The 14,269-nt window shown below is 40.0% G+C and carries 7 protein-coding genes, 2 tRNA genes and 3 rRNA genes; 4 read left to right on the top strand and 8 right to left on the bottom strand.

The genetic code is table 11. The features are described 5' to 3' along the window. Window positions 1-71 precede the first annotated feature (71 nt). Window positions 72-890 carry a hypothetical protein gene (locus tag IPG37_00365; protein QQR53875.1) on the top strand — a complete coding sequence of 273 codons (819 nt, stop codon included), beginning with the start codon at window positions 72-74 and terminating at the stop codon, window positions 888-890. Window positions 891-1,141: 251 nt separating this feature from the next. On the opposite strand, the gene rrf is transcribed toward IPG37_00365, so the two are convergent. The 5 genes from rrf to IPG37_00340 form a co-directional block, all read right to left on the bottom strand. Next, a 5S ribosomal RNA gene (rrf, locus tag IPG37_00360) occupies window positions 1,142-1,256 on the bottom strand. A gap of 136 nt (window positions 1,257-1,392) precedes the next feature. Further along, window positions 1,393-4,394 (bottom strand): 23S ribosomal RNA (locus IPG37_00355). Between the two features lie 95 nt (window positions 4,395-4,489). Beyond that, window positions 4,490-4,565 (bottom strand) — tRNA-Ala (locus IPG37_00350). Between the two features lie 65 nt (window positions 4,566-4,630). Further along, window positions 4,631-4,706: transfer RNA gene (locus tag IPG37_00345), tRNA-Ile, on the bottom strand. Between the two features lie 93 nt (window positions 4,707-4,799). After that, window positions 4,800-6,342, bottom strand: a 16S ribosomal RNA gene (locus IPG37_00340). Together the 16S, 23S and 5S rRNA genes with 2 tRNA genes alongside form the textbook arrangement of a ribosomal RNA operon. A 392-nt stretch (window positions 6,343-6,734) precedes the next feature. On the opposite strand from IPG37_00340, the gene prfB reads away from it, so the two are divergent. Then, on the top strand, window positions 6,735-7,826 hold the full coding sequence (gene prfB / locus IPG37_00335; protein QQR53874.1) for a peptide chain release factor 2: 1,092 nt from the start codon (window positions 6,735-6,737) through the stop codon (window positions 7,824-7,826). Here the strand turns inward: prfB and IPG37_00330 are convergent. The 3 genes from IPG37_00330 to gspE are packed head-to-tail and all read right to left on the bottom strand — an operon-like array spanning window position 7,823 to window position 11,705. Further along, complete coding sequence (locus tag IPG37_00330; GenBank protein QQR53873.1) at window positions 7,823-9,514, bottom strand: hypothetical protein; 1,692 nt, start codon at window positions 9,512-9,514, stop codon at window positions 7,823-7,825. The two genes, prfB and IPG37_00330, sit on opposite strands and share 4 nt — an antisense overlap. A gap of 43 nt (window positions 9,515-9,557) precedes the next feature. Beyond that, entirely contained in the window at window positions 9,558-10,058 is a 501-nt protein-coding gene (locus IPG37_00325) for a hypothetical protein (protein QQR53872.1), read from the bottom strand. Further along, window positions 10,059-11,705, bottom strand: coding sequence for a type II secretion system ATPase GspE (gspE, locus tag IPG37_00320; GenBank protein QQR54273.1), 1,647 nt, complete (start codon window positions 11,703-11,705; stop codon window positions 10,059-10,061). Between the two features lie 310 nt (window positions 11,706-12,015). Here gspE and IPG37_00315 point away from each other — a divergent pair, with 310 nt between their 5' ends. Continuing rightward, window positions 12,016-12,846, top strand: coding sequence for a macro domain-containing protein (locus tag IPG37_00315; GenBank protein QQR53871.1), 831 nt, complete (start codon window positions 12,016-12,018; stop codon window positions 12,844-12,846). 150 nt (window positions 12,847-12,996) lie between these two features. After that, complete coding sequence (locus tag IPG37_00310; protein QQR53870.1) at window positions 12,997-14,175, top strand: hypothetical protein; 1,179 nt, start codon at window positions 12,997-12,999, stop codon at window positions 14,173-14,175. Window positions 14,176-14,269 lie beyond the last annotated feature (94 nt).

Here is a 14,269-nt window from a genome sequence, read left to right as displayed (position 1 = left end):
TTGTTCATTACTAAAAATGCTTGTATTTTAATCAGAAGAGATACGGTAAAATGATACGTTTAAGGATTCTCATGCGCACATCGTCATCCATTTTTTTATTCCTAAGCATACATACTTTTTGTATAGAACATCTGACTGCTCTAAAACCAGATAATACAATCCAAAGACATTCTGAAAAAATCACGCTCGAAAAAGTTTCTAAAAATAACCTTCATACTATAAAAAAGATTTTAAAAGTTATCAAACGATCTAAGTATCTTTCAGAATCTAAAATACGCAATATTACCCTTGCAATCAAACGCGTTGCAAAAGAAAACAATATAAATATGCAATGCTTCTCACAAAAAATACAAAAAGTTTTTAAAAAAAAATTACTTCTTTTAAGGAAAGAAAAAGAAGCAGCGCGCAAAAAATATCTATTTGGCGCTCTATGCATAGCAGGCGGAGGAATCATCATAAGCATTTTAATATATAAGCATTTCCAACCATTATATAATTCATTACAGAATAAATACACGGATATAATGAAAGCATTAACATTACTCGGAATAACAGTCACAGAACAAACCAAACGCTGGGATATGGGAGACCGTCGCTTTGTAGAAACATATTTAGATCTATCTTTTTCAAAACCGGTCAGTAGTTACACCTTGCAACCACTATTAGAACAAGCTCGCAATCTTTACCAACAAAAAGATGTAATAAGAAAGAAGCAGTTCAGTTTTATATATCTATTATTATTGGCTTCAGTCTTTGGGGCAAAGCTATGGGAACTTTTATATATTAATAGTTTAAAAAAACATGAAATGTATTACAAAGATTCGTTATATTTAAAAAAGAAAATTGATAACAAATTAGCTTCCATTAATAATAGCATTGTTAGAAAATGAATAATCTCATGTACCAACCATCATTTACTATTTTAACTATCCCTATTATGTTTTTTGCCCTTGACTAAATACTTTAATACTCCATCATATTGGAGAGAATATATACATTACGACCACATGCTTATTTCAAAAACATAACAATCATACTTAGAAGTATGTATAGCGTGTTCGTGGCCAATAAAATCCATTGAGAATAAGAAAAGAGCTAAAAAAAAGGAGACCTTTTAAAAAAGATCTCCTCTAATATTTAAACCTGGCAGTACCTATCTTTCCGTACCGTCTCCAGTAAAGTATTTTCGGCGTTGAAAGCTTAACTTCCGTATTCGGAATGAGAACGGGTGTGACCTTTCAACTATACCCACCAGGAAATTTTTTAACACACCTTGAACTACTACTTAATAGTTCAGATTATGCCAATAATTTTTTAAAGATTTCAATTTTTTGTGTTTTGAAATATTTGTAGAAAACATTTAGTAGCCGTTCTAAAACTTTTTGTTTTAAAGCGATTAAAACATTCGATTTATTAGTACTGGTTAGCTGAACACGTTACCATGCTTACACACCCAGCCTATCAACCTCGTAGTCTTCGAGGAATCTTATCAAGTTAATGGGGGTATCTCATCTTGAAGCGAGTTTCCCACTTAGATGCTTTCAGCGGTTATCTCTTACAAACTTAGCTACCCAGCGTTGCTCTTGGAGAACAACTGGAACACTAGCGGTTTGCCCATCCCGGTCCTCTCGTACTAGGGACAGCCCTTCTCAAATACCCTACGCCCACGGCGGATAAGGACCGACCTGTCTTACGACGGTCTGAACCCAGCTCGCGTACCACTTTAATTGGCGAACAGCCAAACCCTTGGGACCTTCTTCAGCCCCAGGATGTGATGAGCCGACATCGAGGTGCCAAACCTCCTCGTCGATGTGGACTCTCAGAGGAGATCAGCCTGTTATCCCCGGCGTACCTTTTATCCGTTTAGCAATGGCCTTTCCATTCAGAACCACTGGATCACTAAGTCCTGCTTTCGCACCTGCTCGACCTGTATGTCTCGCAGTCAAGCTCCCTTGTGCCTTTACGCTCAACAGACGACGTTTATTCGTCATGAGGGAACCTTTGAACGCCTCCGTTACTGTTTGGGAGGCGACCACCCCAGTCAAACTACCCACCAGACACTGTCTTTTGCCCGGATCACGGTACAAAGTTAGATTCTTAAATCCACAAGGGCGGTATCTCAAGGTCGACTCCGCTGTAGCTAACGCCACAACATCAACGTCTCCCGCCTATCCTGCACAAGTGAATTCAAAAACCAATGTCAAGTTATAGTAAAGGTGCACGGGGTCTTTCCGTCCTTCCGCGGGTAGCCGGCATTTTCACCGGCACTACAAATTCACTGAGTCTATCATCAAGACAGCGCCCAACTCGTTACGCCATTCATGCGGGTCGGAATTTACCCGACAAGGTACTTCGCTACCTTAGGACCGTTATAGTTACGGCCGCCGTTTACCGGGGCTTCAGTTCAAAGCTTTGTCCTTACGAACTAACTTCTCCCATTAACCTTCCGGCACTGGGCAGGCGTCAACCTCTATACTTCCTCTTACGAGTTTGCAGAGATCTGTGTTTTTGTTAAACAGTCGATTGGGCCTCTTTAGTGCCACCTAACAATGCATCCAGACAGAATCTGAAACATTATAGGCACCCCTTATCCCGAAGTTACGGGGCAATTTTGCCGAGTTCCTTAATGATAGTTATCTCAACGCCTTAGAATTTTCATCTTATCTACCTGTGTCGGTTTACGGTACGATCACTTTAACAACATTGCTAGAAGTTTTTCTAGTCAGTGCGGGATCAGTCAAATATATCTCTTTATTACAATTGATATACTCATCACACTTCAAAATATGATTATGCGGATTTTCCTACACAATCTTTCTACATGCTTAAATTAACATCCATACGTTAACTTGACCTACCCCTCTGCGTCACTCCATCACTCAAGCGCTGCAAAGTGGTACAGGAATATTTAACCTGTTTCTCATCGCCTACTCCAATTGGCCTCGGCTTAGAGTCTCGACTAACCCTGAGTGGATAAACCTTTCCCAAGGAACCCTTAGACTTTCGGCGAACAGGAATTTCACCTATTTTTTCGTTACTTATACCGACATGCTCACTTCTCCAATCAACATCACCTGTCTTTTCAGTCAAGCTCGTATCTATTGAAGAACGCTCCTCTACCTCTGCAGTGTAAAACACTGCAAACCATAGCTTCGGTGATCCGTTTGAGCCCCGTTTATACTTCAGCGCAAAAAGACTTGACCAGTGAGCTGTTACGCTTTCTTTAAAGGATGGCTGCTTCTAAGCCAACCTCCTGGCTGTCTTTGCTTTTTCACTTCTTTTCCCACTTAACGGATACTTTGGGACCTTAGCTGATGATCTGGGCTGTTTCCCTTTCGACCATGAAGCTTATCCCCCACAGTCTGACTCCCGTTTTCTAAATGTTATGGCATTCAGAGTTAGTAAAAGTCCGGTAAGCTTGCGCCCCCAAAACTTCAACTGTGCTTTACCACCACAACACATCCAACGAGGCTATACCTAAATATATTTCGAGGAGAACCAGCTATTTCCCAGTTTGATTAGCCTTTCACTCCTATCCACACCTCATCCGAGCAGTTTTCAACCCACACCGGTTCGGACCTTCATCTCGTGTAACCGAGACTTCATCCTGGACATGGATAGCTCACTGGGCTTCGGGTCTATCCAGCGTTACTAGTCGCCCTATTCAGACTCGCTTTCGCTACGGCTCCACTCTTTCAAAGCTTAACCTTGCAACGCAAGATAACTCGTCGGCTCATTATGCAAAAGGTACGTAGTCGCACGTACATATACTGTGCTTCTACCGTTATGTAGACATTTGGTTTCAGTTTCTATTTCACTCCCCTCCCGGGGTTCTTTTCACCTTTCCCTCACGGTACTTGTTCACTATCGGTCATTAAGTAGTATTTAGCCTTACCCGATGGTCCGGGCAGATTCCCACAGAATTTCACGTGCTCCATGGTACTCGAGAACATATTATCAGAGAGATATTTTTTAAACATACAGGACTGTCACCTTGTATCGTTGCCCTTTCCAGAGCTATTCTGATGAAAATACTCAACCGACCTTAAAAACTGCATTTTTAAAGACATACGTCTCACTACCCTCACGCCACAACACATGCAGATTATCACATGACGCAAGTTTAGGCTTTTCCCGTTTCGCTCACCACTACTTAGGGAATCAACTTTGTTTTCTTTTCCTGACGTTACTTAGATGTTTCAGTTCACGTCGTTCGCTTCTAACTTTTATATATTCAAAGCTAGATACTAAAGTTTTTCTTTAGTAGGTTTCCCCATTCGGAGATCTTCGGATCAAAACTTGATTGGCAGCTCCCCGAAGCTTTTAGCAGCCTTCCACTTCCTTCATCGCCTCTTAATACCAAGGCATCCACCAAACGCCCTTTTCAATTAATCACAATTTTTGAAAATTATTCGGCTACCATGCGTTATTTCTACAAATATTTCAAAGATCACAAATTTTTTAAACAAAAACTTTTCAATAAAATGTCTGGTGGAGGCGAGCGGATTCGAACCGCTGGCCTTCCGCGTGCAAAACGGACGCTCTACCAACTGAGCTACGCCCCCTAACATTCTTCAAAGAGAACATAACCCATTGAAAACACAGATCAATTAAACTTAACCAACCTATATGGTGGGCCTAAGTCGAATCGAACGACTGGCCTCCCCGTTATCAGCGGGGTGCTCTAACCACTGAGCTATAGGCCCAGTATTTTCAACAACTTTATGTAAAAGGCAGCTGCATGTTGCATAAAAATGACACCACACCTAGAGAAATAAATCTCTTAAATATCTCCCTCGAAAGGAGGTGATCCAGCCGCAGGTTCTCCTACGGCTACCTTGTTACGACTTCACCCCGATCATCACCCGCACCTTAGGTGTTCGCCTCCCGAAAGGGTTAGCTAAAACAACTTTGGGTACAAGCAACTCTCATGGCGTGACGGGCGGTGTGTACAAGGCCCGAGAACGCATTCACCGCGTCGTTCTGATACGCGATTACTAGCGATTTCAACTTCATGAGGTCGAATTGCAGACCTCAATCCGAACTTAGATCGGCTTATAAGGTTTTGCTCCACTTTACAGTATTGCGCCCCGTTGTACCGACCATTGTAACACGTGTGTAGCCCTGGACATAAGGACCATGCTGACTTGACGTCATCCCCACCTTCCTCCTGGTTTCCCAGGCAGTCCCATTAAAGTGCCTTACTTGCGTAAGTAGCAACTAATGGTAAGGGTTGCGCTCGTTAAAGGACTTAACCCAACATCTCACGACACGAGCTGACGACAGCCATGCAGCACCTGTTCTTGTGTCTGAGCCGAAACCCAAAAGATTGTATTTCTACAACTGTCACAAGTATGTCAAGTCCAGGTAAGGTTCCTCGCGTATTGTCGAATTAAACCACATGTTCCACCGCTTGTGCGGACCCCCGTCAATTCCTTTAAGTTTTAGCCTTGCGACCGTACTTCCCAGGCGAACCACTTAACGCGTTAGCTACGACACTGATCCGGCAAGCCGAACCAACATCTAGTGGTCATCGTTTACAGCGTGGACTACCAGGGTATCTAATCCTGTTTGCTCCCCACGCTTTCGTGCATCAACGTCAGGAATGAGCCAAGAAGCTGCCTTCGCCATCGGTGTTCCTCCAGAGATCTATGCATTTGACCGCTAACTCCTGGAATTCCACTTCTCTCTCTCACCCTCTAGCATTATAGTTTCCATTGCACCCCCCTGGTTAAGCCAGGGTCTTTAACAACAGACTTATAGTGCCGCCTACGCACCCTTTACGCCCAATGATTCCGAATAACGCTTGCACCTCTCGTATTACCGCGGCTGCTGGCACGAGATTAGCCAGTGCTTTCTTTAGTGATACTGTCATCAATTGCCCGTTTTATTAGCAACTCTTTCGCCTCACTAGACAGAAGTTTACAATCCGAAGACCTTCATCCTCCACGCGGCGTTGCTGCGTCAGGCTTTCGCCCATTGCGCAATATTCCCCACTGCTGCCTCCCGTAGGAGTCTGGACCGTATCTCAGTTCCAATGTGACCGTACACCCTCTCAGGCCGGTTAACCATCAAAGCCTTGGTGAGCCTTTACCTCACCAACTAGCTAATAGTACGCAAGCCAATCTTCTAGCGGCAGCATAAAGCCACCTTTCCCCCAGAGGGGATTATGCAGTATTAACTCAGGCTTCCCTGAGGTATTCCTCACTAGAAGGCATGTTCTCACGCGTTACTCACCCGTCCGCCGCTGGTACACATCCCGAAGGACTATCCCCGCTCGACTTGCATGTGTTAGGCACGCCGCCAGCGTTCATTCTGAGCCAGGATCAAACTCTTCATCACAGAATTTTAAAAAGGTCATTTTTACTGCAAAACATGCAGACATGCCAAAGTTTTTGTATATTTCAAAGAATTAAAATTTTTTAAATGTTTTTGTTTTTTACGTCGTTTTCTTTAACATTTTATTCAAAGAACACTCTATATTATACATGCCTAAGAAGAGGTGTCAATATTTTTTTTAAGTTTTTTTAAAAAAAATATTGACACCTCTTCAAAAAAGATCATTAAAAGTCGAAACAAAGCATTAGATCGCATATTTAAAGTTTAAAAAAATAAGTAAAAACCATCTTTTTTGATATCCAATTAAAAATATGTAACATTTTTAAATTCAATATATAAAAATATTGCTAAAAACACATATAATAAGAGAATAGGTATATTTAGAGGACGCCACAATGCTTTTAGAACAGATTTGCGAACAACTAAAATCAATAGAAACTGATATTACGATCATCAACGCCTATTGCCATAACATGAATCTTGAACAAAATTTTAAAACACTCGAAAAACTTACCTTAGACGAATCTATCTGGCAAAATCCAAACCAGATCACCTTATTAAAAGAATTTTCACAAGTAAAAAATAAATATGAAGAGTTACTTCACATCAATACTATGGCAAAGGATCTCAAAGAACTCATAGGGCTTTTCAGTCAAAATGAAACAGAATTGAACGTTATTTCACAAGAAGCACGCGCATTAAAATCAAAAGTGAAAAAATTCAAAATGAGCCTCTTGCTCCACCATCCGAACGATTCTCATAACTGTTATCTTAATATCAATGCAGGCGCAGGCGGCACAGAAGCACAAGACTGGGCATCTGTACTTTTGCGAATGTATTTAAGGTTTTGCGAACAGGAAAGCTTTCAAACAAGCATGATCGATTATCAAGACGGAGAAGAAGCCGGAATTAAAAGTGCAACTTTGTTTGTAAAAGGTAAAAATGCTTACGGATTTTTAAAAAACGAACATGGAATTCACAGACTAGTCAGAATTTCACCTTTCGACTCAAATAAACGGCGCCACACCTCATTTGCTGGCGTAATGGTCACACCAGAAATTGCAGAAGTCAGTTTCCAGATCGATCCAAAAGATCTACGTATTGATACCTACCGTGCGAGCGGTGCAGGTGGACAACACGTCAATAAAACTGAATCAGCAATTCGCATTACCCATATTCCAACCAATATTGTCGTGCAATGTCAGGTAGAGCGTTCACAAACACAAAACAAGGAAACAGCGATGCGTATGCTACAATCAAAACTAGCACAAAAGTATCAACAGGAGCACGAAGAAAAAACTTTAGGCAACATTGAAAAGAAAAAAATAGAGTGGGGATCGCAGATCAGATCATATGTTTTGCATCCTTATAAGATGGTCAAGGACCACCGAACTGATCATGAATCGATGCAGCCAGAAATTGTACTGGACGGCCACATCATGGATTTTATTGAAAGCAACCTAGTCAAAAATGCAACAAGCTATTAATTATACATCGTCCCACTGCGTGGCTTAAGCAATGCTCTACCTTTTTTCAAAAATCTTTCTTCGGCCTGAAGCAAGTCTTTTATAGCTTCATCATCTTTATATTTTTCAAATTCAATACAGGCTTCATTAAATTTATCTAGTCGTTGTTCAATTTTTTCACGCTGAGAAAGATAAAAAAGGCCACCAAAAAAAATGATGACTTTCGTGCAATCACTATAAATATTACTTAGACAAACTAAGGCTAAATTGGCAAAACAAATAAGAATCCCCCATTTACTTAAAAATGGGCCAAGAGGTTGTAAAAATTTCCATTTTGATACCCATTCAACTTCTTTATATCGCATATATTTTTGTACAGTATCTTCAAGCTGAGCAAACAGCTTTTGGACTGGACAATACGCACAATTATTAAAATTACAAAGACAATCTCTAAAACACAAGGAACCATGACAACCACGAGGCTTGCATTTAATGGAATACTTTATTGACCTCAAAGCTAAGGAATCAAGCCGCTGTGCCACGCCTTCTTCTAAAGCTTTAATAAGAGAATTAAAAAGCTTCAGTAATTTACTATCAATTCTATCGTCATCTGATTTCAAATTAAGCACTGTTTGGTTTTCCGGGAAATCATTAACTTTCCACCAACACACACCAAAATTAGCTTTAAGGAGATCGTTTTTTTCCAAACACCCACGCCTTCGATATTCCTCCCAACGATCTTTTTTTTTATTAAGCTGTTGGAGAACATTAAAAACAGGGGCATACTCACAAACCGTTTGCTCTAAACCAAAAATCTTAAAAAAGCCTTCTCTTCGTGATTTTTTTAAAGCCTTACCTCGTTCAGATGCAAATACATAGCGAACTGTTCCATCACATCCGTCAACTGATTGGTATTCTAACACATCCTTAAGTTCCATCTTACATTCAGCAAACTGATTTAAAACGTACTCGTATATCTCATCTTTTTTTCGAGCATATAATGCACCAAAATCGATCGCTTTTTTTACATTAAACTCGATATACTTTTTTTGAAAGTAGTCTTCAAAATAATTGACTGAACAAAGCTTTTTTCGATATAACCAAAAAAGATAATGCGATAGAGTTCGCACTATATTCAAAGCAGACGTATAGTCATATTCATTTTGCTGGCTTGCATTTTGCTTAACTATATTAAAAGCATTTTCTAATTCCAACTCATAAGAATCTATACGATCTTTAATTGATAGTCTTTTATTATCGAGCAACATTTCTAATAAAGGTATTAAAAAATCTTGCTTCTGCAAGCGCTCTTTACAAGGCCATGCCTGCAAAAAATCATGACCAAAATTAACAAAATCCCTACTACTTAAATGAAATTTTGTCAAAAACTCCATCTGCAAACTTTTATCACTTAACATAGTTACGGCAGCACAAAATAGACTTTGATCAGAACTGTAACCAACTGTACCTTCGTACTTAAGGTTTTTATCACAAAAAAATTTAGATTTACTAAGAAAAGAAACAATGACTTCATATGCACATCCAACAATTCCATCTTTCTTCAATGTATAATAGATGATGCGTGGCAACAGATCTTTCATGCCACTCACAGGCGCCAAACATAGCTTTTCTTTCATCGACTGCCCCACGTTCTCCTGTTTGATCACCGACGCAGAGACTGCTTGTATTTCTGGATTTTGCAGATTCATACAAATACTCTGCATATTCAAAAAGATACAAAAGAACACAAAATTAAATCTTATTCCATTTACCATTTTCATATCGATAGACACGTACAAAACCTAATGCTGTAATACCAATGCTTATTGCATAATAACTATTATAATCAGATGAACCCAAATATACAATTCCACTTGAAATTGCACCAGTAGCAAACAGTATCAACACAGCATTTTGAAACGTAACATAGTTCTGTATCTGATTTTTAGGACTACTTGGCGGGCCAAGTGCATCCTTTGGCGCACAAAAAGCGATATGTGGAGAAAGTTCAATTTTCTGACCATCGCACACATAGGCTCTATTTTGGACATCAAAAAGTATCGTTCGATCTTTTTGCTTTGCAATTGCTTGCATCTGCTCTGCACGTATAAATTGAATGAAAAAATCGATCTCTTGGCGCATGATCATTCGGCCAAATACCTTGGTCAAAGAAAACGTTAAACCGGTTACAAACATAAACAACGCGAGCACGACCATTAATTCAGCAAGCAAGAAACCGTTTCTGCTTTTCATCTACTTTGTATTTTCTTCAGCTACTGGAACAGTGTTTTCCTCAGGCTCTGCTTCCATCTCAATGGTTGCAACTGACAATACCTCTTCAATCGTTGTCAAGCCAAATTTTATGGCACGCAATCCATCTGCCACCAGCATAGTCATACCATCTTGCAACGCTTTTTGTCGAAGGACTGCAGTATCTGCACGCTGCATGGTCAGCGCAGCAACCCCCGGTGTCATCTCCATTACCTCAAAAATTGCACGGCGACCACGATATCCAAGCTGAGAACACTGTTCACAACCAACCGGTTCATAAAATGTTATTTTTGAAGCTTCATCTTTGGTTAAACCAACTCTTTCACACAGATCAGCTGACGGGACATACTGTTTTTTGCAATCGTTGCACAAGGTGCGAATAAGTCGCTGTGCAAGCACCACGACAACCGAAGATGCTATCAAAAACGGCTCAATACCCATGTCGATCAGCCGAGTAATCGATGCAGGTGCACTATTTGTATGCAACGTACTTAACACCAAGTGACCGGTCAATGCTGCCTGAATTGCAATCTGAGCGGTTTCCTGGTCACGCGTTTCACCGATCATGACAATATCAGGATCTTGACGCAAAATGGAGCGCAATGCTGCAGCAAAGGTCATGCCAACCTTTTCTTTGACCTGTACCTGTCCTATTCCGGACATCTGATATTCAACCGGATCTTCAACGGTGATAATGTTAACGTCTGGTTGATTAAGTTTTCCCAAAATCGAATATAAGGTAGATGTTTTACCCGAACCGGTCGGACCGGTCACATAAATAATACCGTTCGGCCGCTCCACATTTTTGAGCATGATCTTCAGATCACGGTCACTCATATTCAGATCTTCAAGCTGTCCAAACGTTTTACTTTTATCCAACAGACGCATCACAATCCGTTCACCATATACCACCGGCAAGATCGAAACGCGCAGATCAATCGCTTTGTCTGCAACTTTGATGGCAATACGACCATCCTGTGGTATCCGTTTTTCGGCAATGTTTAAATTCGACATAATTTTGATACGAGAAACGAGCGCGCCCTGAATTCGTTTTGGTGGAGTCATCGAATCATACATCACACCATCAATGCGATAACGAACACGCATCTCCTTTTCAAACGGCTCAATATGAATATCCGACGCACCCTGTTTGACCGCCTGAAAAAGAATATGGTTAACCAGCTTGATGATCGGAGCTTCGGTTGCCATGGTCAAAATGTCTTTTTCACCAAGATCTTCAAGCGCTACCGTTTCAGTCGCATCTGCTTCTTCTTCAAGCTCCTCAATAACCTCTTTGGTGCCTTCCAACGGATAATATTTATTTATGCTACCGATGATCAGAGCAGGAGTGGCAACCGCATACTCAATCGATCCACCCATCAACATATTCAACTCATCAAGCGGCTGAAAGTTCATCGGATCAGCAGTGATCACAAGCACTGCCCCATCTTTTTTGATCGGCATAATGACATTATCACGCAAAAACTTCAAAGGAACTTTGGCAAGCAATGTTAAATCTGCCATCTCATCATTAATCGACTGTACAACCGAAAGACCCGCATAGGCCGCATACGCTTGGGCAATCGTTTCAGCCGTTGCAAAGCCCTGCTTGATGATAAAATCATACATATCAAGCTGAATATCTTTTGACAGCGCAGCCTTTATCTGATTCCTCTGATCATCAGTCAATACATGCTGAACAACAAGCAGGTCAAGATGTTTTTCAGTCATACCGTTTCCTTAAAAAGCGTTCAGGTGCCTATTTTCATAAAAAGAACGTACGTCATACCATTGAACTGTAGCATACCAGTTTTAATACAGATTACAAAATAACTGTTCAGACCAACCACAAAACCACAGAAAAAAAGCATCTTTTATTGTTTTATCCCTTTTATATCTGTTAATATAAAATTATGTATTTGTAAAAAGGAAGAGTTCGATGAAAAAAATAGCATTATATCTACTACTTTTTGTATTTGCTTTTCAAACAGTCATCTCAATAAAACTACCGATAACACTGCCATGGAATAAAGAGCCGGAAAAACAAGGCACTGATCGTGGCATTTTTATAGATCTGCCGAACAACTCAAGAATTATTGTCCTACAAAATGATATGTTCGCATTAAAACAGTTTATAAAAAAAGAATGCAACCAGGAAAATTACGCCATCGTCAACGCAGCAAACACCGTGTTATATCTGGGAACCGGAGTCGCTGGAAAAATAAAAGAGCTAGACAGAAGCGGCACCGTTCAAAAAGAATGTGATAATCTACGCGAAAAGCAAGGAGTCCAAGTTCAGGTCAAAAAGAAGATCCAGGAGATACCTTTTTTTAGAACCTATGAAAAAAGCTTTCCAGTCAGCACCGCAGTGACTACCGGAAGCGGCGATCTGAAAGAACTTGGTATCACTAAAATCATTCATGCGATTGCACCAAACTGCAACGAAAACGGCTCTGCACACGAACGAAACAACTTTGAAGCATATTTAGACAAAACCTATCAAACTATTATTAGTGCAATGATACATAAAGAGCTACCCGTTGTTGCATGCCCATCACTTGCAACAGGAACATTCAGATGCGATCTTGCAAAATCTGCACGCATAGCAGCACAAGTTGTCGTCAGTGCCTTGAATGGCAGCAAAGAACCAAAAACATTCATTCTGGTGGCATTCGGCGATGCTGAGTTTAAATCTTATTCAGAGGCGTTTAAAACCGAATACAGGAATGTTATTGAGCGTGAAAAGTTGAGCATCGTGGCAAACCAATAGACGCAAAACAATCTTTTCATTCGTACAGCAATCGAAAAAAAAATAGGTTTGCAGATAAGAATAAAAGGATTTGCTATTGACAAACAATCATTAATTGGCATAGTATTAAACAGTTAGAAAATAAGTTTCATAGTTTCATCCGGATTTTGTATGTCTGTTTTTTTGATCTTTGTTTTTTTGTTGATCGGTAGTGAAAATTCGTGGGGGATGGAAAATGAATCCAGAAATCAAGAGTATGCAAAACTTCATGCGTTAGCCGTCACTCAAAAGCAGCAGATAGTCACGCAGCAACAATCTGAAATGCTTAATCTCCTGGAAAAGAATAACATTAAAGACATATCTAAATTAACCGTAGCAATAAACTTTGCACAGCACGTAAGCATACATGAAGAACTAAACAAACAAGTTAAGGCCAACGATATCTGGCAAGCCAAGGTTGATGAAATAGGGCAACAAGCACAAGAAAGAAATTTGGAATATGCACAGTTTTTAGTCAAGCATGCTGTAATCGCAAATATACTATTAACCCTTTTAGGGGAAGCACAACAAAAAGTTTTCGAAGAAAAAATTGTGGAATTGAAACCTAAGGCAGCGCAGGAATTGAAGACGTTTGGCGAAAAACCACTGGATGTTCAAAATTTAAGTGTGTATGATAGGGTGATCCTTTTTTTCCAGAGATTTCATAAGGATGTATCCACATATGGGTACTATTTATCAGAAGAAGACCAAGATGAGCTAATACTAAACCGCACAATGGAATTGGCAAAAAAAGAAATACAGTATGTTGGATTTAGTGAACCCAAAAAACTTATAGAGAACATAAAAGATAGACTAGGCTTTAGCGATGCTACAATAACAAAACTTAAAACCAGAATGTTTGCAGCAGAATATTTCACCTACCCAACTCAATACAATGAAAAGCGACATGCACGTATCGGTCTATTGAGAACTAATACATTCTATATTTTCATTGTGACTTTAGCATTACATCATATTTTTAGACATATCCCTCTTTCTAAAATAATATCAGTACCAGAAGTTACAGAACCGCTACTGACAGTATTTGGGAATAATCTAGGTCCTATTTTATTAGCTAGCTGTATGACATGGAACCTCAATAGACATTTTATGCCAGCATATCGCGATCAAACGCAAACACACAATGCCTATCTGCAGGATGACCAGGATCTCCGGCTTTATAGTTTCATATTCGTGTATGCTACGTATCATTGTTATATTAAAGGTACAGGTTGGGATCTGCCAAGCTATGTCACTAATTTCGGCTGGGATGCTGTCGGCAGTATTTCTTCTACAGAAAAAAGTAATTGATACCATGGCACAGATCTGTAAAAAATAAGGCCTTTTTTAAATCTAGACTAATAATCTATCTCGTGATACTCTTTTTGAGCAGGTATTTCTTATT

This window comes from bacterium (genome assembly GCA_016699125.1).
Classification (GTDB): domain Bacteria; phylum Babelota; class Babeliae; order Babelales; family Vermiphilaceae; genus AWTP1-30.
Note: the sequence above shows the minus strand (reverse complement) of the source record. Positions and strands in the feature narration are given on the sequence as shown.